At 44.8% G+C, this 21,953-nt stretch carries 21 protein-coding genes and 1 pseudogene; all 22 read right to left on the reverse strand.

From position 1 onward, the window contains the following. Positions 1-69, reverse strand: a 69-nt coding sequence (locus tag LRM19_RS20945; protein ID WP_271369753.1) for a hypothetical protein, incomplete at its 3' end; no start/stop codon positions are given. A gap of 67 nt (positions 70-136) precedes the next feature. Continuing rightward, the gene (gene cpsB, locus LRM19_RS20950; protein WP_210867535.1) at positions 137-1,564 is read right to left on the reverse strand and encodes a mannose-1-phosphate guanyltransferase; all 1,428 of its coding nucleotides are present in this window, start codon (positions 1,562-1,564) and stop codon (positions 137-139) included. 6 nt (positions 1,565-1,570) lie between these two features. After that, complete coding sequence (locus LRM19_RS20955; protein WP_271369739.1) at positions 1,571-2,584, reverse strand: hypothetical protein; 1,014 nt, start codon at positions 2,582-2,584, stop codon at positions 1,571-1,573. Next, the gene (locus LRM19_RS20960) at positions 2,568-3,170 is read right to left on the reverse strand and encodes a DapH/DapD/GlmU-related protein (protein WP_252093225.1); all 603 of its coding nucleotides are present in this window, start codon (positions 3,168-3,170) and stop codon (positions 2,568-2,570) included. Before LRM19_RS20960 ends, LRM19_RS20955 begins: the two co-directional genes overlap by 17 nt. A 2-nt stretch (positions 3,171-3,172) precedes the next feature. Next, positions 3,173-4,207, reverse strand: coding sequence for a glycosyltransferase family 4 protein (locus tag LRM19_RS20965; protein ID WP_271369741.1), 1,035 nt, complete (start codon positions 4,205-4,207; stop codon positions 3,173-3,175). Then, a complete protein-coding gene (locus LRM19_RS20970; protein WP_271369743.1) occupies positions 4,191-5,246 on the reverse strand; it encodes a hypothetical protein in 1,056 nt (351 codons plus the stop codon). Before LRM19_RS20970 ends, LRM19_RS20965 begins: the two co-directional genes overlap by 17 nt. Positions 5,247-5,431: 185 nt before the next feature. Then, positions 5,432-6,322 (reverse strand): glycosyltransferase family 2 protein, encoded by an 891-nt coding sequence (locus tag LRM19_RS20975; protein ID WP_271369744.1) that lies wholly within the window; start codon positions 6,320-6,322, stop codon positions 5,432-5,434. Then, positions 6,315-6,839, reverse strand: coding sequence for an acyltransferase (locus tag LRM19_RS20980; protein WP_233462372.1), 525 nt, complete (start codon positions 6,837-6,839; stop codon positions 6,315-6,317). Before LRM19_RS20980 ends, LRM19_RS20975 begins: the two co-directional genes overlap by 8 nt. Positions 6,840-6,901: 62 nt before the next feature. Beyond that, the gene (locus LRM19_RS20985) at positions 6,902-7,411 is read right to left on the reverse strand and encodes an acyltransferase (RefSeq protein ID WP_271369745.1); all 510 of its coding nucleotides are present in this window, start codon (positions 7,409-7,411) and stop codon (positions 6,902-6,904) included. A gap of 1 nt (position 7,412) precedes the next feature. After that, positions 7,413-8,909, reverse strand: coding sequence for an oligosaccharide flippase family protein (locus LRM19_RS20990; protein ID WP_271369747.1), 1,497 nt, complete (start codon positions 8,907-8,909; stop codon positions 7,413-7,415). After that, positions 8,906-9,736 carry an NAD-dependent epimerase/dehydratase family protein gene (locus LRM19_RS20995; RefSeq protein WP_271369748.1) on the reverse strand — a complete coding sequence of 277 codons (831 nt, stop codon included), beginning with the start codon at positions 9,734-9,736 and terminating at the stop codon, positions 8,906-8,908. The genes LRM19_RS20990 and LRM19_RS20995 overlap by 4 nt, the downstream gene beginning before the upstream one ends. Before the next feature lies 1 nt (position 9,737). Continuing rightward, positions 9,738-10,289 (reverse strand): dTDP-4-dehydrorhamnose 3,5-epimerase, encoded by a 552-nt coding sequence (gene rfbC / locus LRM19_RS21000; protein WP_210867544.1) that lies wholly within the window; start codon positions 10,287-10,289, stop codon positions 9,738-9,740. Between the two features lie 14 nt (positions 10,290-10,303). Beyond that, entirely contained in the window at positions 10,304-11,167 is an 864-nt protein-coding gene (gene rfbA / locus LRM19_RS21005; RefSeq protein ID WP_210867545.1) for a glucose-1-phosphate thymidylyltransferase RfbA, read from the reverse strand. After that, positions 11,167-12,252, reverse strand: coding sequence for a dTDP-glucose 4,6-dehydratase (rfbB, locus tag LRM19_RS21010; protein ID WP_252093232.1), 1,086 nt, complete (start codon positions 12,250-12,252; stop codon positions 11,167-11,169). Before rfbB ends, rfbA begins: the two co-directional genes overlap by 1 nt. Positions 12,253-12,607: 355 nt before the next feature. Beyond that, positions 12,608-13,504: a GalU regulator GalF gene (galF, locus tag LRM19_RS21015; RefSeq protein WP_017383282.1), complete on the reverse strand. Its 897-nt coding sequence runs from the start codon at positions 13,502-13,504 to the stop codon at positions 12,608-12,610. Positions 13,505-13,719: 215 nt separating this feature from the next. Next, the gene (locus tag LRM19_RS21020; RefSeq protein ID WP_211438253.1) at positions 13,720-14,715 is read right to left on the reverse strand and encodes an NAD-dependent epimerase/dehydratase family protein; all 996 of its coding nucleotides are present in this window, start codon (positions 14,713-14,715) and stop codon (positions 13,720-13,722) included. A 182-nt stretch (positions 14,716-14,897) separates the two neighbouring features. Beyond that, positions 14,898-16,295: a colanic acid biosynthesis protein WcaM gene (wcaM, locus tag LRM19_RS21025; RefSeq protein ID WP_047652462.1), complete on the reverse strand. Its 1,398-nt coding sequence runs from the start codon at positions 16,293-16,295 to the stop codon at positions 14,898-14,900. Between the two features lie 12 nt (positions 16,296-16,307). Beyond that, on the reverse strand, positions 16,308-17,528 hold the full coding sequence (gene wcaL, locus LRM19_RS21030) for a colanic acid biosynthesis glycosyltransferase WcaL (RefSeq protein WP_252093233.1): 1,221 nt from the start codon (positions 17,526-17,528) through the stop codon (positions 16,308-16,310). Further along, entirely contained in the window at positions 17,525-18,805 is a 1,281-nt protein-coding gene (wcaK, locus tag LRM19_RS21035) for a colanic acid biosynthesis pyruvyl transferase WcaK (protein WP_045337046.1), read from the reverse strand. Before wcaK ends, wcaL begins: the two co-directional genes overlap by 4 nt. 17 nt (positions 18,806-18,822) lie before the next feature. After that, positions 18,823-20,301 (reverse strand): colanic acid undecaprenyl disphosphate flippase WzxC, encoded by a 1,479-nt coding sequence (gene wzxC / locus LRM19_RS21040; protein ID WP_044596701.1) that lies wholly within the window; start codon positions 20,299-20,301, stop codon positions 18,823-18,825. Position 20,302: 1 nt separating this feature from the next. Beyond that, complete coding sequence (wcaJ, locus tag LRM19_RS21045) at positions 20,303-21,697, reverse strand: undecaprenyl-phosphate glucose phosphotransferase (RefSeq protein ID WP_115875793.1); 1,395 nt, start codon at positions 21,695-21,697, stop codon at positions 20,303-20,305. Between the two features lie 46 nt (positions 21,698-21,743). Next, positions 21,744-21,953: pseudogene (locus LRM19_RS21050) on the reverse strand (phosphomannomutase CpsG); the annotation flags it as partial.

Consider the following 21,953-nt stretch of genomic DNA (forward strand, 5'->3'; position numbering starts at 1 on the left):
GTCTTCATTCAGCTCTTCGCCCAGCCTGCCGCGAATATCGTAGGCTTTAAAACAGGTTAATTTTTTCATAGGCTTCGCTCCTTCGGAGAATCATGTCCATTTCAAATATGTAGTTAATGGCATGGATTAATGGTAATCAGATTCGCCCGTAGCGATCTTTAAAACGAACGATATCATCTTCTCCAAGATACGTTCCGGAACGCACTTCAATGATATTAAGAGGTATTATTCCTGGATTTTCGAGGCAGTGACGAACTCCCTGAGGGATATAGATAGACTCATTTTCTCGGAGCAATTTCACTTCCTCACCCAAAGTTACCTGGGCAGTACCTGAAACCACAATCCAATGCTCAGCTCGGTGATGATGCATCTGTAAAGACAATCCTTCACCTGGCTTCACAGTCAGTCTTTTCACTTGATACCCATTACCCGTATCGATCGAGTCATACTTGCCCCACGGACGGTATACTTCGCGGTGAATGTGGTGCTCGTGGCGGCCATCCGCCTTGATCTTCTCCACCACTTTTTTAACGTCCTGCACGGCGTTACGATCGGCAATCAGCACAGCGTCTTTGGTCTGGACAACCACCAGATCTTTCACCCCAACCGTAGTCACCAGGCCAGACTCAGCGTAGACGTAGCTATTTTCCGTTGCGTAGCTGATGACATCGCCATGATGAACATTGCCGCTGAGATCTTTATCACTGATATCCCATAATGAAGACCAGGAGCCAACATCGCTCCAGCCTGCATTCATTGGCACGACCACCGCATCAGCAGTTTTTTCCATAACGGCATAATCAATTGACTCGTCAGGACAGGCCAGAAATGCCTGTTCGTCTACCCTGACAAAATCCAGATCAGGGTCAACGCCAGCGATTGCCTCTTCGCAAGCGGCCAATATATCAGGTCGGAATTTCGCCAACTCTTCCAAATAACGTGATGCGCTGAACAAAAACATGCCACTATTCCAGTAATAATCACCACTGGCAATATATTCCTTAGCCGTAACCAAATCGGGTTTTTCAACAAATTGAGCTACATCAAAGGCAAATTTAAAGTTATTTTCAGATACGCATGTACCACGACGAATATAACCGTACCCCGTTTCAGGTTGATTAGGAACAATACCAAATGTGACTAACTTTCCCATCTCTGCAAGAGGTATTGCACTACTAACAGCTTGACGAAAAGCATCTTCATTCTTGATGACATGATCTGCAGCAAGAACAAGAATAAGAGAATCCTCAGACTGCGTAGTACGTAAAATGGTTAGAGCAGCTAATGCTATAGCAGGAGCAGTATTTCTTCCTGTTGGTTCAAGAATGATATTCTGAGTTAGTTTATCAAGCTGACGCAACTGCTCAGCAACAATAAAACGGTGATGCTCGTTACAAATCACAATCGGGTTTTCACATGCAATACCATTAAGACGATTAATGGTTGTTTGCAGCATAGTCAGCTCCCCTGTTAGACAAAGAAACTGTTTCGGATAAAGCTCACGAGAACGCGGCCACAACCTACTACCTGCTCCCCCAGCCATAATTACTGGAAAAAGACTCATATATAATCAACCCTTTGTTAACAACGCATCAACCCATTCAGATAAAGATAAACATCCTGAAATTTTAACACGTTCATCTTCACTAATAAGATTTTTAATATATTTATCACATTGCTCGGTAGACCACTCAAGCCCTGTATCTCGATCAATAACCGTAACATTATGGCTATTAATATGTGCCAGCACTGTTGGGTTAGTTGTCACGAGCTTGCTATTACTTTGGAGTGTTTCCCATGTACGCATCGTCAGACCCGTTTGTTTCTGATGATGGATATCAATAGTATGATGACTTACAGCAGTAATTTCTTCTAGTTTTTTTCTTGAGATTGGTTTAAAAGTTACCCATTCTTTTGGACAAGAACGCAATGCGGGATTTAAGAGGTAATAAAAAATGTACTGCAATCGACTTTGGAAATATATCTTAACATAAGACTTGATTGTTTTTTTAGGACCTAAAAAACGAGAAAGCACATTTACACGATCACCATGATAGCTACCAATGAAGCAATAGTCGAATATTATTTTTTTATCGTGATCATGTTGTTCATCATGATGACATGAATTATAAAATAGAGGTAAGTATGGTATTTTATATTTTTGACTATCTTTCAAATCAAAAGTATAAGTATAGTTAGATAATTTTGAAAGTGTAATAAACGTTTTAATATTGGATATAGAATCCCAGGTGTAAGTCGTTATATTAATGTTATGATTACTACTTCGGAGTTTTTGTAAGAAAGAAGGAGTAATACAAGTTCCTTTTATTATTATAACTTCAGATATGGAAGATAAATCATTGACTACAGAATCATAGATATCCCTGCAATATTTTTCTGAGAGTCTAGAAGCATAGATTGGAAAGTTATATTTAAAAAGAGCTTTGGAAATTGATGAACATACAGGCCTGTCAGAAAAGCTATGGACTTTATCGAAATGTTTGCTTAACTCCTCTTCTATCAATTTTTTATAATCAAAAAAATTGGGGCAGATAAACAACACAGAATTAATTTTTGCCATCATACTTAACCCATTCGTTTTTATCAAAATCATATTGCTTTATAATTTTAACAGGGTTACCAACAGCAATTGAATATTCGGGAATACTTTTAGTAACTACCGAATTGGCCCCTATGATTGAAGACTTACCAATACGTACCCCAGGTAAAACTACAACCCCTTCACCTAGCCATACATTTGATTCAATATATACTGGATCGGTATGTAACTCTCTTTCTCTACAGATTGTATCGGGATGCGAATGATTGTTGCCGGCATATTGACCATGATTTAAGTCTGTAATAAATACCCTACTTGCAATCAATACGTTTTCTCCAAGACTGACACATTCCCCTGCAACAATATGGACTGAATCATTGATTTGACAATCAGTACCAATAATCAAAGCAGGTGTTTGCTTTTCACCATGTGCTTCAAGACGGCAGTAACGTCCGGTTGTAAAACCGCTACCTATTATGATCTTATCTTTACCGCGGATATCAAAAGGATGCCGGATAATGCGAGCATCACGACAAATTAGAAAAGTTAATAATTTATCTATAAATAAACGTAAAACACCGAATATACCGTACCGACGTAAAAAAGACATTATTACAAGAGCTCCTTATAAGCAGATAAGGTATCATTATAACATTTTTCCCAGGAAAACTTTTTCGCTTGAATAAAGCCTTCATTACGTAATTGATGGTAGAGCGCCGTATTTTGTATATCGTTAAGAGCTTGAGAAATTGTGGCTGGGTTAGGCTGTTCCAGTAAAACAGCAGCATTTCCAGCAACTTCTGGAATAGAGGAAACATTAACAGCGATTACGACACACCCGCTGCGCATCGCTTCAATTACAGGTATGCCAAAACCTTCATATAACGAAGGATAAAGTAAACAGAACACACGGTTATAAATTCCATTGAGTTCTTCATCAGTGACACGACCAAGATGTCGGTAGCGTCCAGGGATTTTACTTTCGAGAAGCGCTATTTCGTCACTTGTTAGCTGTCCGCCACCAACAATACTCAATACAAGTGAAGGAGAAAGCGCGAGAGCATCGACAGCCATGGAGAAGTTTTTATAACCACCTCTGGCACCAACAAACAACACTTCGTTAGTTTTAATAGTGTTATCTATTGGATAATATTTTTCCGAAACACCATTATGGACAATACGGATTTTATTTTCAGATACAGGACAAAATCTCATTAAATCATTGGCGGTATTTTGAGAGACACAAAGGATGAGATCGCTATTCCTAATCGCTCGATTTTTCTGCCAAGTATGCATCCATTGAGCTGGGCCACTACGGAAAAGCTCATAGGTAAAATCATGAACCGTCGTAATTATTTTTGACTGTTTCTTATTTACTGGCAAACGATAATGGGTAGAATGAAATATCGCGTCTTGATCAAATTCATTAATATTAACTTCACGCCAGCGTTCTTGAATACGTAAAGTGCGATGAGAAACATGAGTATCATTACCGCTTAGCGTTATATTCTCATGACTGTTATTATATCTTATATAGTTTAATTTATGATTATCTTTTTGATAAAACGATAATATCTGCTCAAAATAAACCGTACAACCACCGCCATTTTGTAGGTTCTCAATGATTCCATCAATGACTAGTTTCATAAGAAATCTCTTTTCGCACAACTTTATTAGTTATGAAATATAAAACCGAAACAATTAAAAAGAACATCCCAGGTGTAAAATAACCAGCCCCTCGAATAAAGAATTCAAGGAAGCTTGCTAAATAAAAACCAGAAAAAAGCAATGTCTTTTTATCTATATTAAAGCGTTCTCGTCTCACTGCTATAAAAACCCTGACCCATCCCACAAGATATAGCATTACGATGAGAATACCAAAAAACCCAAACTCACCAATAATCTTTGGCGCAGTTGCACCGCCATCGAACTGATTAATATAAATATTAAGCATTTCGAAAATTTTATTAGATATATTCCCGTATATAGTGGATATACCATATTGCTGAAAACCTGCACCGATTGGACTCTGGTGCAAGGTCAAAAATGCATTATCCCATCCCTGCATGAGAACAAGTGCAGATAAATTATTAGTATCACTGGATAAATCCAGCCGTTCTCGATAATAGACAAAAAAATCACTTTCGATAAATATATAAACAAGGATCGCAAACAAACAAAAAATGACAAATGCTGGTAAAAGATGTTTTGCTGAAATTACGTAGGCTAATACCACTGCAAGAATCATAGTGAAATTCTGAATATATACTCCCCAAAGCCCAAATATTAATAGCAAAATTAATCGTAACGGGCTTCTAATATTGCTAAATGAAAAATATATGAGTAAGGGTGCACAGACCAGAGCAAAATGCGAAGGTTCCTGGAATAAGAAGGTAGGTTTTTCCAACATCGTATTGAAAAAATCTATCTTTGTAAGGCTAATCATCGCATTGAAAATAATAACATATAATATGAATAAAACAGTAGAATGGATATCTATTTCCGATGTGTCATTAATTGCGTTTTTAACAACATAAGCAGCACTTGCTGATATAATAATAAAGATGAAACTCAAGAGGAACTTAGGAAAGTCGGGTTGAGCTAACTCTCCACCAAATATTAAATTCACTAGAGTAAAATGCAGAACGATAAAAAAGAAAAAGGATACTAACAGCAGAACGACCATTACATCCTTATTACTAAATACAATTTTTTGCTTATTAACCAGAACTCGCAAAAAAATAATAACAAGTGAACTTATTACTATTCCTATTGTGAATGAAGACTGATGCGCTAGTATCATTAGTAATGAAGGTAAAAATATTACCATGGAAGCCATCAGGGACAAATTGATAACATTCAATCGAATTTTCATTTCATTTTTAAACCATCAATGAGACCTTTGCAAATTGCTTTTTTCTGAGTATTAGAGGTCATCAACACAATATAGATTCTAGTAAGGAGTACAAAACTTAAGGCAATATATCTTTTGAATCCCTTCAAATTTTTTCGAATAAAATAAAGACGATTACGCGTTAAATGATACATTCCGAAATAAGAAAGATCTCCACCGGTACTAGCACCAACTTTATGATAAATAATAAGTGATGAAATAACGTTCACTATAAAACCTGCTTTATAAGCACGGAAAAGGAAGTCTGTATCATCATAATAAGCAAAATATTTCTCATCCATTTCACCGACTGCTTCCCAAAGTCGACGGGATATCATTAAGAAACATGTAGGCGCATAGGTATGCTGGTGAATTTCTTGATAATCAGATATATTATATTCTTTATCGATATTATTATGTGGTGCTAACGCTTTATATTCATCGAAATAACCGCCGCAATACCATATCTTTTTTTCAGGATAATTTAAAATTGTTGGCCCAACCATATCTAGTTTTTTTGTCTCAGCTTCAAAAACTAGTCTTTGCAATATATTTGGATCTTCAAATATCAAATCATTATTAAGAAAAACGATGTAATCACATTCGTGAATATATGCCGCCTTCGCCCCTTGATTATTTCCAGCTGCGACACCAACATTCACTCCATGATTATCAATAAAATGGGTTGGAATATTAAAATCTGCACTTAATTTTTTGGCTAACTCTATAGGCTCCGGCGATGAGCTGTTATCTACTACATATAAGAAATAATTATTATAGTTTTGAAGAGCAAGGCTGGAAAAGAAATCTGATAAAACATCGGGTGAATTATATAAAACAGTCACCAGCCCAATTTTAGGGTTATTCATATTTATAGCTTTCCCATGTGTTACTCTTTAAATTCAATGATTTTATAATTCGTGCAGGATTACCAGCCACTACGCAATTATCCGGTATATCTTTTGTAACAACCGATCGTGCCCCGACTACGCAATTTTTACCTATTTTAACGCCAGGGTTGATATGTGAGCCAAAACCGATGAAACTATTATCACCGATTGAGACCGGCAATACTTTATTAGAAATACGATTACCAATTTTTTCTATTTCGTATTGCTCATCGAAAGGATGGATGATATCAACAATAGAGCAACAACCTGTGATAGAAACATTATTTCCAATTTTTATATGGTCTTTTGCTACGATATGTACATACTGTTCGATATTAACATTATCACCGATATCAATAACAACTCCCTTGCCACTATTCAAAACCTCAATTCTGGCACCATTGCGAATAAGAACATTTCGACCTATCGCAACACGCGAAGTATTCACCATAAGTAATGGTTTTATTATACGACTCCCATTGCCAAATTTAGCCATGATAATCCGATATCGTATAAGATCGATAAAATACATAATCTTATTACAGATTTTTTTTAATATCATGGCGCAACCCATTCACCGGTATTTTTATTGTAGTGTTTAATTATACGTGCCGGATTACCAGCAATCATAACAAAACCATCGGGAAAAGATTTTGTCACAACAGCGCCTGTCCCAACGATAGTCCAACTACCCAAGACTACCCCAGGTAGAACTTTTGCACCAAACCCAAGGAATACATTATCCTTAAGCACTATTTCCCCTTTATCAATATCTTTCTGGGAAAGAATTGGACCAGCGGAAGGCGCCATTCCATGCGCCAATGTGCTTAAAAAAACATAATCGCTTAGTACCGAGTTCTCACCAATGACAATTTTTGAATTTGTATGAATATTAGCATATCGACCGATATAAACGCCGGACGCAATCTCTATTGAAGCTTGCGAATTATCACGGATGATGAACGTTGCGCCATGATGAATAAATGCTGATTTATCGATATTAACTCTGCGATCCGTAAAGTATAAATATTTTATTTTGTAATATACGTTTAATATTCTGCTTAGCACATTACCTCCCTAATATATGTTTTATTTTTATTGTGTTTTTTAAAATAAATATTGCAGTCAACACTAAAAGTACAAACATAGACGTGGAAAAAAGTATATATTCTGTTCCATCTGTTATGTTCATTTTTACCTTCATAATCGAAAGGATTACCGTAAACAAAACTAATGGTCCACCTGCCAGCAGTAACCTATAGCGAAGCCTACTTCCTTTCTGAGCAGAGATTCCTATTAGTTTGAATGAATATATAAGCATGATAAGGGCTGTTGATATTGCCAAGGATATTGCAGAAGCATATATACCGTACTTGCTAACAAACACATATGTAAGAACCACACTTACTACTCCTTCGAGTAATGGTAAATACATAATCTCATTTTGTTTGCCCTTTGCCAGGTAAACGAGTCCCAGCGGGGAACCAATCAATCGAGTTAAGTTAGTCAACAGTAAGAATGAAAAAATGGGGTATGTCCGTATCGCCACATCATACCCTACCCATAATTCCATTACATATTTACCAATACAGAAATTAGCGATTAGGATAAAGAAAGAAAGATATAAAAGTGTTTGTGATAACAAAAACACAAAGCGATCAAGCGAATTTTTATCGTCCCGATGAACCATTTTAATCAAAGGCTGCAATACTGGAGTAATTGCTGCATTCAAAAAACCAACCACAGCAGTTACTAATGTAATCGACAATGCATAATATGCATATTCTTTGAATGCAAACTTGCCAATCATAACACTATTTAGGTTTACAATTAAGAATGTGGATAGATTAAAAATGAAGACACCCAAACAATAATTAACAAACTCACTGAATTTAAAATTACTTATTGAATTTTTAGCTTGCGTATTCCCAATAGTTTTTAAAACGCTAGCTTTCCTATATAAAAGGTAAGTTATTATATAGGAAAAAATATTTATCAATAAAAATACACATGCCATCGTAAGCATACTGTTTCTTGCTGATAAATATATCCCCACCCCAAGAATTATGCGTGAAGTTAAGTTTATATATGCTGGTATTTCGTTTTTCTCAACCCCGGTAAAATAACCATTATATGAACTGGTAATTAATCCTAAAATAAAAGAGAGAGAAACAATAAAAAAAACAACAGGAGCAAAAGGAGAATCATCCTGCTTTATAGCATTAAAGATTTCATAAAAATTATAATAGCTAAAACAGAGAACAGTAACTGATACCAGCACACCAAGCAAGGATATGATTAATCCGAAATTTATTACACGACGAACTTGTAGTTCATTCTGCTGTGCTTTCGCCAATGTTACGTAACGTGCAACTGATAATTGTCCAGTAAAACCAATTAATGAAAAAAATGCACCAACTTGCAAAGCCAAAGACCAAATGGCAAAATCATTTATTGATAGTATTTTAATCAATAAAGGGGATATAATTATCCCCAAAATTACATTTGAAAACCCATTTATTACATTTGATATGGCATTTTTTATGAGTCGATTAAACCCACTCATTGGTAGTTTACCATCTCAGCTCGGAAACGAGTCACCATATTTTCGATATCATCAAGTACGTTTCTTGGATTATATTCTGGCATAACAGATTTAAGAATACTGATGTCGTTAACGGGAAATACTTCTCTTGGGAAGTTACGCTCGTGCCAGGTTACTGTACAATTTGTTGTTTGAATCAGTACATCAGCAATCTGCTCTGCAGAAATATTATATCCAGCAGCTATATTATAAATATTCCCAGATGTATTCTTATTCTGTGATAAGTTGATGCAAGCTTCCGCCACATCCTCGACCGACACATAATCTTTTTCATAATGTCGATCAATGAACATGTCGATATGACCATTATTAATTGCATTACGTGTAATTGATGGTAAAAATAGCGGGCTATTCAAAGCTACCCCATAAACATTACTTGGTCTGACAATAACAATATCTTTTCCGCTTTTAAGGCATAGCTCTTCTGATACAAGTTTTGTCAGATTAAATAACCGACGAGCATCATCCTCACTAACAACCAAATCGGCATTTTCTCCTGTATCACTGCCATTCATGTAAACACGAGTAGAAGACATAAACACCAAGCGATTAAATTTCGAACGCTGCAAAACTTCAGACAGAAGTGCGCAGTTAGCCTGGAAGACATTAAATGGTGTGTTTTGACAATCACCATTGCCGGCACAATAAATGACGGTGCCCAAGTCTTTTGTAAAGAGGGTTTGCTCGTCTCGTTGTGGAACCCAAACATCGTGTTTTAGTTCTTTTAACTGTTCGACGATCTCGTTACCAATGAATCCCCGTCCTCCAATTACTGTATACTGGGCCATTTTACCATCCCTCCTTAATATTTTTAGTTATTTGTTCTAATGAAGGAAGAATTTTGTCTTTCTCAGATAGAATTGGATCTTTAATTGGCCAATCAATATTCACAATTGAGTCGCTCCAGATTAATCCGCCTTCATCAGATGGATCGTAGAAATCTGTGCATTTATATTGAAAATCAGCACTATCACTTAACACACAAAAGCCATGAGCAAACCCCGGGGGAATGTAAAACTGAATTTTATTCTCTCCGGTTAACACAATAGATTCATACTGGCCAAATGTCGCAGAACCAAATCGGAGATCAACCGCGACATCGAAAACTTCGCCCTGAGTGACTGTTACCAATTTTCCTTGGGGTTTCGTTTTCTGGAAATGGAGTCCTCGTAATACGCCTCCTGTTGAACGAGAGCGGTTATCCTGAACAAATTCCTCCTTAATACCCGCGTCTTTGTAGCGTTTTGCATGAAATGTCTCATAAAAGAACCCACGTTCATCGCCGAAAACTCGAGGCTCAATAACCAGTACACCTTCCAACTTTGTTTTAATAACGTTCATGATGAAATGGACTCTTATTTTACGAGATTTAACAAGTAGTTACCGTAACCAGTTTTAGATAAAGTGTTGCCAATAGACTTGACCATTTCTTTATCTAACCACCCTTGGTTGTATGCAATTTCTTCGAGGCACGCAATTTTAAAACCTTGCCGTTTCTCGACAGTTTGCACAAATTGTGATGCCTCAAGTAACGAATCATGCGTACCGGTATCCAGCCATGCGAAACCACGACCTAGTTGCTCAACTTTCAGCTCACCCATTTCGAGATATTTTTGGTTAACACTAGTTATTTCAAGCTCGCCCCGCTCCGAAGGCTGTACTTTCTTAGCAATATCAACAACACGATTATCATAAAAATAAAGGCCCGTAACGGCCCAATTTGATTTTGGCGCTTTTGGTTTCTCTTCTATGGATATTGCATTAAAATCTTTATCAAATTCAACGACCCCAAAACGTTCAGGATCCATAACTTTGTAACCAAACACTGTCGCACCATTAAGATTTTCGACTGCATGTTTAAGTTGTTTTCCAAAAGACTGACCAAAGAAAATGTTGTCACCTAGCACCAGGCAAACACTATCATCACCGATGAAATCTTCACCCAAAATAAATGCCTGGGCGAGCCCATCTGGAGTAGGTTGAACCTGATACTGTAAATTGATACCAAACTGATTACCATTGCCAAGAATACGTTTAAAGCTTGCCTGATCTTCCGGCGTCGTAATCAATAAAATGTCGCGAATCCCGGCCAGCATCAGCACCGACAGAGGATAATAAATCATAGGTTTGTCATAAATAGGTAATAACTGCTTAGACGTACCCAATGTAATCGGATGCAAACGCGAACCAGAACCGCCCGCAAGAATAATGCCTTTCATTAATTATTATCCCCATATTGTTTTGAAAGCCATGAAGCATATGCTCCACTTTTTACATTATTTACCCACGATTCATTAGATAAATACCACATAACTGTTTTACGAATACCACTCTCGAAAGTTTCTTGAGGATGCCAACCAAGCGCATTGCCAATTTTAGTTGCATCGATTGCATAACGACGATCGTGCCCAGGCCGATCCTTAACATAAGTAATCTGATCGCGATAAGATCCTTCTTTAGGCACAATTTCATCCAGCAGGTCGCAAATCGTATGCACCACCTCGAGGTTCTGCTTCTCGTTATGACCGCCGATATTGTACGTTTCACCCGGTTTCCCCTGAGTGACAACGGTGTACAGTGCGCGCGCATGATCTTCGACATACAACCAGTCACGGATCTGATCGCCTTTACCGTAAATTGGCAGAGCTTTACCTTCCAGCGCATTCAGAATAACCAACGGGATCAGCTTTTCAGGGAAGTGGTACGGACCGTAGTTATTCGAACAGTTGGTGACAATAGTTGGGAAACCATAGGTACGCAACCAGGCACGAACAAGATGGTCGCTTGAGGCTTTCGACGCTGAATACGGGCTGCTAGGTGCATAAGCCGTGGTTTCGGTGAAGAGCGGCAGCTTAGTTGATGCCGGATGCTCATCAGGATGTGGCAAATCACCATACACTTCGTCGGTAGAGATATGATGGAAACGAAACGCTTTCTTCGCCTGTTCCTCCAGCGTTGACCAATACGCACGAGCGGCTTCCAGCAGCACATACGTGCCGACGATATTGGTTTCGATAAACGCAGCCGGGCCGGTAATAGAACGATCGACGTGACTTTCAGCGGCCAGGTGCATCACCGCATCAGGCTTATGCTTTGCGAAGATGCGATCTATAGCGTCTTTATCACAAATGTCCGCATGTTCAAAGGCATAGCGGTCGCTTTCGCTGACTTCACTAAGCGACTCAAGATTACCGGCATAGGTCAGCTTATCCACATTGACGACATCGTCTTGGGTATTTTTAATAATATGTCGTACAACTGCTGAGCCGATAAAGCCGGCCCCCCCCGTCACAAGAATTTTCACGTTATCTGTTCCGTCTAGTGTATATGTCTGGATACTGGCGTTCTGAAACCTGAGCTTGTATAAGCGGTTTCAGAAATTGAGCACGCTACCGCCCCTGGCTTAACAGCTACCAGTGCACTGAGCGATGTTTGATTAAATGATTTTTCTCGTCTGTTTACAGACAAAAAACTGCCGTTAATTGTCGTCCTAAACGACCTCAGAAACAAGCACAAATCGCTACAAAGCGGTCCAGGAGCGGTCTGGATAACTCTATGTAAATATTGAATTTATAACAAAAAACGGCAGTCATCATTTTGGTTGGATATTAACACACCAAAATAATGACTGCCGCTTGCTCAGGTCGGAGACAGAAATATCAGTCGTTAGCCAGCAGCTTCTCAATGCGGCTTCTGAACTTCGCCCCTTCCTTCAGGTTACGCAGGCCATAGTTCACGAACGCCTGCATATACCCCATTTTCTTACCGCAGTCGTAGCTGTCGCCGGTCATTAACATCGCGTCGACAGACTGCTTCTTCGCCAGTTCGGCAATCGCGTCGGTCAACTGAATACGATCCCAGGCGCCTGGCTCAGTTTTTTCCAGTTCTGCCCAGATATCTGCGTTCAGAACGTAACGGCCTACGGCCATCAGATCTGAATCCAGCGTCTGTGGTTGATCCGGTTTTTCGATAAACTCAACGATGCGGCTCACCTGCCCTTCCGTCTCCAGCGGTTCTTTGGTCTGGATGACGGAGTACTCAGAAAGATCGCCTTTCATGCGTTTCGCCAGGACCTGGCTACGGCCGGTTTCATTGAAACGTGCTACCATTGCCGCCAGGTTGTAACGCAACGGATCGGCAGAAGCGGTATCGATGATGATGTCCGGAAGAACAACAATGAATGGGTTATCACCCACAACCGGACGGGCACACAGAATAGAGTGCCCCAGACCCAGCGGCTGCGCCTGACGGACGTTCATAATGGTCACGCCCGGTGGACAAATAGACTGTACTTCCGCCAGCAGTTGGCGCTTAACGCGCTGCTCAAGCAGCGCCTCAAGTTCGTAAGAGGTGTCGAAGTGGTTTTCTACCGCGTTCTTGGACGAGTGAGTAACCAGGACGATTTCTTTGATCCCTGCAGCAACAATCTCGTCGACAATGTACTGAATCATTGGCTTGTCGACGATCGGCAGCATCTCTTTTGGAATGGCTTTTGTGGCCGGCAGCATATGCATGCCCAGGCCTGCTACCGGAATGACTGCTTTCAAATTGATCATTATCTCTTCCACCTTAATATGGTTGACGAAGTATAAACTGTGTCAGGAAAAATGCCTGTAGAAGAAAGTCTACTTCGTCGAATGCAAATCACGTTTGGCTCATAACTCTGATTACTAAAGCTCATTACGCTATAAGTGTGACCCAGAATCGTCGGAAACCCTACCAATAAAGAAGAAGAAAAACGTGTTTCCGACAAATCCCAGATTCTAAGTCATTACTCCGAAACGAACGTGATGTCATCTTTCTTCTCATGTACGAACTCATACTTCAACGTACGGTCCAGCCCTTGAGATAAGGTATAAGGCGCTTTAAAACCTGAGGCGTGCACTTTCGTCGCATCAAATTGAGTGGTGGCACAGAATTTTTTGACACGCACGGAACTGATCGCATACTTCTTTCCGGTGACTTTGCTAAGAATATCAAAGCAATAACCACCAAGCATCCCTAAAGGATAAGGGAGATGAACTGATGGGATTTTTTTGCTAAGGCTCTTTTCTACCTCGGCAACGAGCTGATTCATATTCAGATCGGGTTTATCTACATAGTTGTATACGTCGTAACCAGGTTTGACGTTGCTCAATCGGAATTTGATAAACTCAACAATATTACCGACATAAGCCATAGACTTATAGTTAGTTCCGGCACCTACCATTGCGAATTTTCCACCCGCAATTTGCTTAAGAAGATTGAAGACATTGCCTCGATTGCGTTCACCAAAAATGACCGTTGGACGAACAATTGTCAGAGATCGCTCTTCTGGAGCTTTGTTGAACCATTCGCGCAGTACCTCTTCCGCCTGCCACTTACTTTTACCATAGTGGTTAAAAGGATCGTGCGGGTGAGATTCATCAGGATTGACTTTATTTAGACCATAAACGGCAACTGAGCTGGTAAAAATGATGTTCTTAACATTATTTTTTTCCATAGCTGCCAGTACGTTACGCGTTCCCTGAACGTTTACATCGTAGTAAAGCGAGGTTGGGCTAACATCATCACGATGTTCGGCAGCGAGTAATACTACCGTGTCGAACCCGGCAAGAGCATGATCGAGTTGCTCCTGATTGCGTACATCTCCGGAGACAGTAATCTCAGGGTAGAAATGGCTTTGCTGCTTGTCGAAGTTGGTAACATCAAACTCAGCCTTAGAAATCTCGATCAAACGAGTCCCAACGAAACCGGACGCGCCAATAAACAAAACTTTATCGTTCATAAACCACTCAGTGCGTTATGTGTGTTTGGCAAACCTCCGGTAATCACTGTATTCCCTGAGGTATCGCTAAAGATAAGACAGAACTGACGAAAATGTGGCACGGATTATAAACCCTAAAATCGCTGAGTTCAGTAACAAATTTTAGGGGTTACCGCGCACTCAATGAGATGTGACATCAATACTTACTTTCTGAAGGAAGGAAGCGCAAAGTTCAGCCTTTCCACATTCACTACCTGCTGGTCGACCCGGTCAATATCCACCGAACTCTGCCCCTTCTCATTCACAGCTTTTATGTTCGCCAGCGACAGCAACGTCTCGTCTTTCGCCATAAACTTGCCCCGCACATCCTTGCGCAGGTCGAAGTTGATCTTCAGGGCAGGACCCACGGCGGCTTCCTGCATGACATTGATATTGCGTAAGAAAAGATGCTGCGGCTTGTTGTGCAGTTCCAGCGTTGCACGCTGCATTTCCACATTGGTTATCGCCACAAACGAGGTAGCGTTACCGGATGAAATCTGTATTCCGCGCAATTTATAGGCAAGCTGGCGGTTATCGAGGTGAATATTATTGAGCTTGAAGTTCTGCGGGATGGACAAATAATCGCCTTTTATTACCCCATAGCCGATCAACATTCCGGCACTGTTAACCATGTCGACATTATCAATAATGAAATTATCACAGCCATAAATGGCCACGGTGGCGTTGTCTATTCCCGCTTTTTTACTGAAGTCGGGAGTAATATTTTTGGCTTTGATATTACGAATAACAAAATGCTTACCGTTTTCAACGTGCACCAGCTGGCGACAGTTGCTGCCGGTGATGTTTGCCACCACGAAGTTCTTAACGGTTTGTTTTTCCGGGTAGTCGTTGTCGTAGGTGCTGCCGGCGAGGCCAATGCCGATGCCCCAGTTGATTTTGCCGTTGGTGCAGTTGATGTTGTCGATAACATGGTCGGAGATCAGAATATTGCGATCGTTGATGGCGACGTTCCACTCGATTGCATCGCCCTGCAGATGGCTAAATTTGCTGTTGGTGATGCGGGCGCCATCCACCTGGTTATGGAAACCCTGGCGCAGAATGGCGTAGTTGGCCTGGCTCACGCTAATGTTATCAATCAGCAGATTGCGCATCACGCTGGGTTTCTTGCCGCCGATATAGATCTGCGTCACCGGGCCAAAACCGCTCATGGCCAGCCCTTTGATAACGCAGTCAGAGCCGCGAACGTCGAGCGTAATGTTCTCCGTGCGACCAGCACCTTCGCCTATCACTTTGCTGCCTTCCTGCAGAACAAAGCGGCCGCGCCCGTTGCCGGTTAACGCCCCGCGGATCAGCAAGGTTTTACCGTCGGGAATGAAAATACCCGTATTGATGTTTTCGCAGGTGAGCCCGGCCGGGACCACGACGGTGTCACCGTCATTAAACGCCTGCTTAAAAGCGGCGATCCAGTCGTTGTTATTGTACTGATTAACAGAGACCGTTCTGCCGCTTGCCGCCCGCGCAATGCGGGACGACAGCAGCGGCGTGGCCGCCAGAACGGAGAGAGAAGAAACAAAGGTGCGTCGGGTAATCTTTTTCAGCATACATCCTCGGCGTTACAACGTTTGCAGCAGGCTCGCTAGCTGGCGGTTAATCACCTGCTGGTTAAAATCGGTTTCAACTTTTTGTCGGGCGTTATGGAGCACGGGCTCCAGCGCCTGCTGGTCAATATCGCTGAAGGCCGCTAATCGGTCCGCAAGGGCCATCGCGTTATTCTCCGGCACCAGCCAGCCGGAATGGTCAGACTTAATCAGCTCCGGGATCCCGCTATGCAGAGTCGATACCACCGGAATACCGACGGCCATCGCCTCCATCAGCGCCACCGGAATGCCTTCCATGTCGCCATCGGCACCCGTTACGGAAGGCAGCAGAAATACATCTGCCTCATCAAGCATGGCCTTGACCTCGTGGCTCGGCTTGAAGCCGGGCATCTCTACGACATCTTCCAGCTGATACTGTTCGATCAGCGTGCGCAGGCGGCGCTCCCACGGCCCAATCCCGAGAATGCGGTAGTGGAAATCCACCCCGCGCGCTTTCAGCTGGCGGCAGGCTTCAATGGCCACATGCAGGCCTTTCTTCTCGGTCAGACGGGCAACGGAGATGATCTGCAGCGGTTTGCCCGGCACCTTCACCGGACGGCGGGTAAAGCGCGTTAAATCGACGCCCATGCGCGAAACGGCAATTTTCTCTCCCGGGCAGCCCATGTTTTTCAGGCGTCCGGCCCACAGGTCGCTGATGGGCAGCATCATGTCGCCACGCCGGAAAAGCTGCTGGTACTCCGGCGTGTAGTGGTTCAGCACTTCGCGGCTGGAGATGTCGATACCGTGGAAGATGGTCGCAATTTTACCGTCAATCACGCCCAGTTCGCGCAGCTTCGCGGCGGTGACGCCTGCCGGGCCAAAGTGGGCGATAAACACGTCGGCACGATACGGCTGCGCCGTTTGCCCGCAGATGGCCGACAGGATCAAATTGCGGGATTCGGACCCATAGCGGGAAATATTCAGCGCCCGCCACGTCGACGCGCGGTGGATCCCGCGCAACGTCTGGCTGGCCCGGTGGCGTAGCTTGCTCAGCTTCCCGGACGGCTCATCCTGCAGCCAGCGGGTTTTCGCCTCCAGCCCATACTGGGTATATGCCGCATGGGTATTTTGGGTATCGCCCTTTTGCAGGGCGATAATCTCCACGTCATATCCCATATCGATAAAAGCGGTGATTTGGTTCAGGACAAACGTTTCAGACGACAGCGGAAATTTCAGTAAGAAGAAACCAACCTTCATTTCCCCTCCCGCACGCGGTCAAGTACCGATTTCACCATTCCAATGCCTTTTTCGCGCTCGGCTTTCACCGCAACGGCCAGACGCTCGTTGATCGCAGGCAGCTGGCCGAGCGTATCCCCCACCATCGCGCCAAGGGAACCATCCAGCAGATGACGAATATCCACGGCCATTTCCGGCATACCGAGCTGCTGCATGATCCCGGCGGACTTGTGTTCGTAGTTGATGGCTATGGCAGGCGTGCCAAAGTTCATGGAGATAATCGCCGAGTGCAGACGCGTGCCGACGGTCAGGTCGCAGGCGGAGAGCAGCTTGCCCATCTCCAGGTCGTTCAACTCATCCATCACCACATGATAGCGGGACGGATCGTTCACCAGATTGCGCAGGTTCAGCGCCACCATACGATCGTCTTTGTTGTAGCTGTCGATGCCGGTACAGGTGGACAGCGCCAGCACCTGGTACCCGCTGTCCAGCACGCGGTTCACCACGTCGGCGAACGCTTGCTCATACGCCGCCTGCGTCGTGCCTAAACGTTTATCGAAGGGCGCCAGCTCGCGCAGGGTAATCGCGACGGTTTTCTGTTTCGCCGCCACGTCGAGCCAGTGCTGCACCGCGTAGCTCGGCTGGAAGCTGTCGTCCTGGTGATCCACCAGCCAGGCGGTGTCCACGCCGTGCTCAACTTTTGAGGTGTCTATTTCGCTGCGCTTCATCATGTCGAGGCTGACCGACTCGCGCAGGATCAGCGCGTCGCAGTGGCCGAAGACATAGTTTGCCAGCTGGTTAAACTGCGGATCCTGGAATGGCCCCACGCTGTGGCCAATCATAAACAGCGGCTTTTTCGCCATAAAGGTGCAAAGCGCATGCTCAAACTGCGGCACGCCGTAGAGATCGACGAAGAACGAACCGCCAACCTGGATAATAGCGTCATAGCCGGACAGCAGACGAACAAAGTCGGTGAAGCCCTGGGCGATCGCGATGTTGCGCAGCTTGCCGGTATCGGTCACGCGGGAAAGCAGCACCTGGTGCTGGTAGCGACGACGCAGCACTTTCTTCACGCGGCCCATCACGCCCGCGGCGTTATTGTGCTGTTTCATCTGGCTGTAGAGCGGGTCGCCCATCACCGGGCGGTTCAGTAACCAGGATGAGCTAACCGGATAACGGCTCATCACGTCCACTTCGGTCTCAGGCTTAAGGGTGTTAATTGCATCCAGTAAACCGCGCAGAATGGCGCTGTCGCCACGGTTGCCGCAGGTATGGTTGCCAAGAATTAATAATTTCATAATGGCCTCTTAAATAACTAGCCTGCGCGAAGCAGCGTTTTCATTTTTTCGTTACGGCAAAACTGGCGCTTCATCTCCACCACCAGCGCATTGCGTGACAGCACAATCATCACGCCAAATGCCAGCGCGCCCGCGGCAACCTGCACCGCCAGCAGCGCGGCAAGCGGCAGGTGACCGCTGAGGATGATGCCCAGGCCGTAGCTCACCGCCAGGGTCGGCAACGAGAGATAGAACGGCAGCCACAGGCTCAGGATGTACTGACGGTAGCTGGAGCCCAGCACCGGCTTGATCATGATGAAGTAGCTCAGAACGGTATTGACGATCTGCACCAGCAGGAAGCCCAGCGTGACGCCGATGGCGCCCGCCATATGCCCGCCGACGATAATCGCCGGAATAAACAGGAAGGTTTTGAACACGTTGAACTTAAAGCTGATATCCACGCGCGCTTTTGCCATCAGCAGGGAACCAATCGGATTCCCCACGGAGCGCAGGAGCCCCACCACGCACAGCAGCTGCAGGATCGGGATGATGCCGTTCCACTTCTCGCCAAACACCAGCGGCACGAAGTTGCTGGACACCACCATCAGCCCCAGCAGCACCGGGAAGTTAATAATCCCCACCACGGAAAGCAGTTTGTAGAAGTTGACGCGCAGCTTCTCGGTGTCGTCCTGAATCTTGGCAAACGCCGGGAACAGGACGCGGGTGATTATCGGGTTCAGCTTCATCGGCGGCACCACCGCGACGTTGTAGGCCAGGTTATAGCCCCCCGCCACGCTCGCGCCAAGAATACGCGCCAGCACCAGCGTCGACAGGTTGGTATTCACATAGTTGATGATGCTGTCCGCCGTCAGCCACGCGCCAAAGCGCAGGTTGGACGAGACGGACGCAAGAGAGAAATGAAGCCCGGGACGGTAAATTTTGCGGCCAAAGTAGCCGAACAGCAGCGTACGCACGGCAGAGTTAACCAGGTATCCCAGGATTGCGGTCATCGCCAGCGGCCAGAAATGGGCGCTCACGACGGTAAAGGTAAAGCCCGCCAGCACGGCGCTGGTCTCGATCATGCCGATCTTGTTGAACTCCAGCTCTTTCTGCATCAGCGCACGGAACTGCTGCCCGTGCGGGATCACCACGAACGCAAAGGACAGCGTGCGCATCAGCGGAGCGAGATCCGGGTTGTGCAGCACGCTGGCGATGGTGTCGCTCAGCAGGAACACCAGCACAAACACGAAAATCCCCAGCCCCACGTTCAGCCAGTAGAGCGTGGTCAGCTCAAGATGGCTGATCTCTTTGCGCTGGATAATCGAGTTGGCGATACCAAAATCAGACAGCGTATCGGCCAGCGCGATAATCACCAGCGAGACGGTCAGCAGGCCGAACTGGTGGTTATCAATGATGCGCGCCAGTACGGTCATCTGCACCAGGCCGAGGCCAATGATGACGATGGTCGCCATCGCTGACCACTTCGCCCCGCTGATGGTTTTTTCACGTAAGCTCATCTTAGTACGCCGCTTTGTTCACGAAACCTTTGAAGATGGTCAGAAAAACAATCTTGATATCGAACCAGATACTCCATTCACGGATGTACTCCAGATCGAATTCGATACGTTTTTCCATTTTTTCCAGCGTGTCGGTTTCGCCGCGCCAGCCGTTGATCTGCGCCCAACCGGTAATGCCAGGCTTCACCTTATGGCGCAGCATGTAGCCTTCAATCAGCGAGCGGTACTGCTCGTTATGCGCCACCGCGTGCGGACGCGGGCCAACAATCGACATTCCGCCGGTAAAGACGTTGATAAACTGCGGCAGTTCATCCAGCGAGGTACGGCGCAGGAAGTTCCCCACGCGGGTGACGCGCGGATCGTTCTGCGTCGCCTGGGTCACCACCTTGTCATTTTCCATCACCTTCATGGAGCGGAATTTCCACACCATAATCGGCTTACCGTCCATACCGTAGCGGGTCTGGCGGAAAATAACCGGGCCGGGAGAGCTCAGCTTCACCGCCAGGGCAATGCAGCACAGCACCGGGGAGATAAGCAGTAAAATCAGCGAGGAGAGGACGATATCTTCCACGCGCTTGAGCACGCGGTTAATGCCCGACAGCGGGGTGTCGTACAGCGGTACCACCGGCACGCCGTTCACCTCTTCAATGCGTGAATGGAGGATGTTGAAGGTAAAGACGTCCGGGATGAGGATCACCGAACAGGTAGTGTCCGCCAGCTCGCGCATCAGCTGCTTAATGCGGGATTCGTCTCTCATCTGCATGGCGATGTAGACGTTGTGAATTTTACCGGCTTTCGCGTCTTCAATAAGCTGTTCGTAATTGCCCGCCCAGTCCGACGGCACGCCGCCCGGCTTCGCATCGTGGTAAATCCCGACCACTTCAAACCCTAACCACGGCTCTTTGCGGAAGCTGTCGAGCAGAACCTTACCAACCGGCAGATCGCCTGCTACGGCAACGAAGCGACGGTTATAGCCGCGGTTACGCAGCCAGCCCGCACCGAAGCGGATTAGAGAACGGCACACCACCATGCCGACGCTGCTTATTAAATACCAGCAGAGATAGGTGACGAGGCGATTATCAAAATCATGGCTGAACGCCACCAGGCCTGCGCTGAAGATCAGGCTGAGGGTCCAGTTCTGCAGCAGCAGCATCAGTTCGGTGGTCATTTTCACGCCGCGCCACGAGCGGTAGAAATCGGTCATTCCGCCAATCATCTGAAACACGACCAGCGCAATCAGGGCCATCAGCAGATGCATGTATAAGAACGGCAGCCCGCCGATCCGACACACCGCCCACAATCCACCGACCATGATGGTGATATCAGAAAAACGCTGCACCATAGAGATTAACGATGCATTCGTTCTCGCTCGTTCGCGTTTTTTTAGATTCGTCATCGTTGTTCCTGTATTCGGTTCCCCCTCCCACCGGGAGGGGCAAGTATTACTGATTCAACAGCGCCAGAATGTCCTTCGTTCGGGCTTCCATCAGCGCGGTGTCAGCACGGGACTCCACGTTCAGGCGCACCACCGGCTCGGTATTGGACGAGCGCAGGTTAAAGCGCCACTGCGGGAACGCCATGCTGATGCCGTCGGTACGGTCAATTTCCAGCGCGTGAATCGCAAAGTGCTGCTCCACGCGGGCAATCGCCTC

Source organism: Enterobacter sp. PI-10, from assembly GCF_027947695.1.
GTDB lineage: Bacteria > Pseudomonadota > Gammaproteobacteria > Enterobacterales > Enterobacteriaceae > Enterobacter > Enterobacter vonholyi.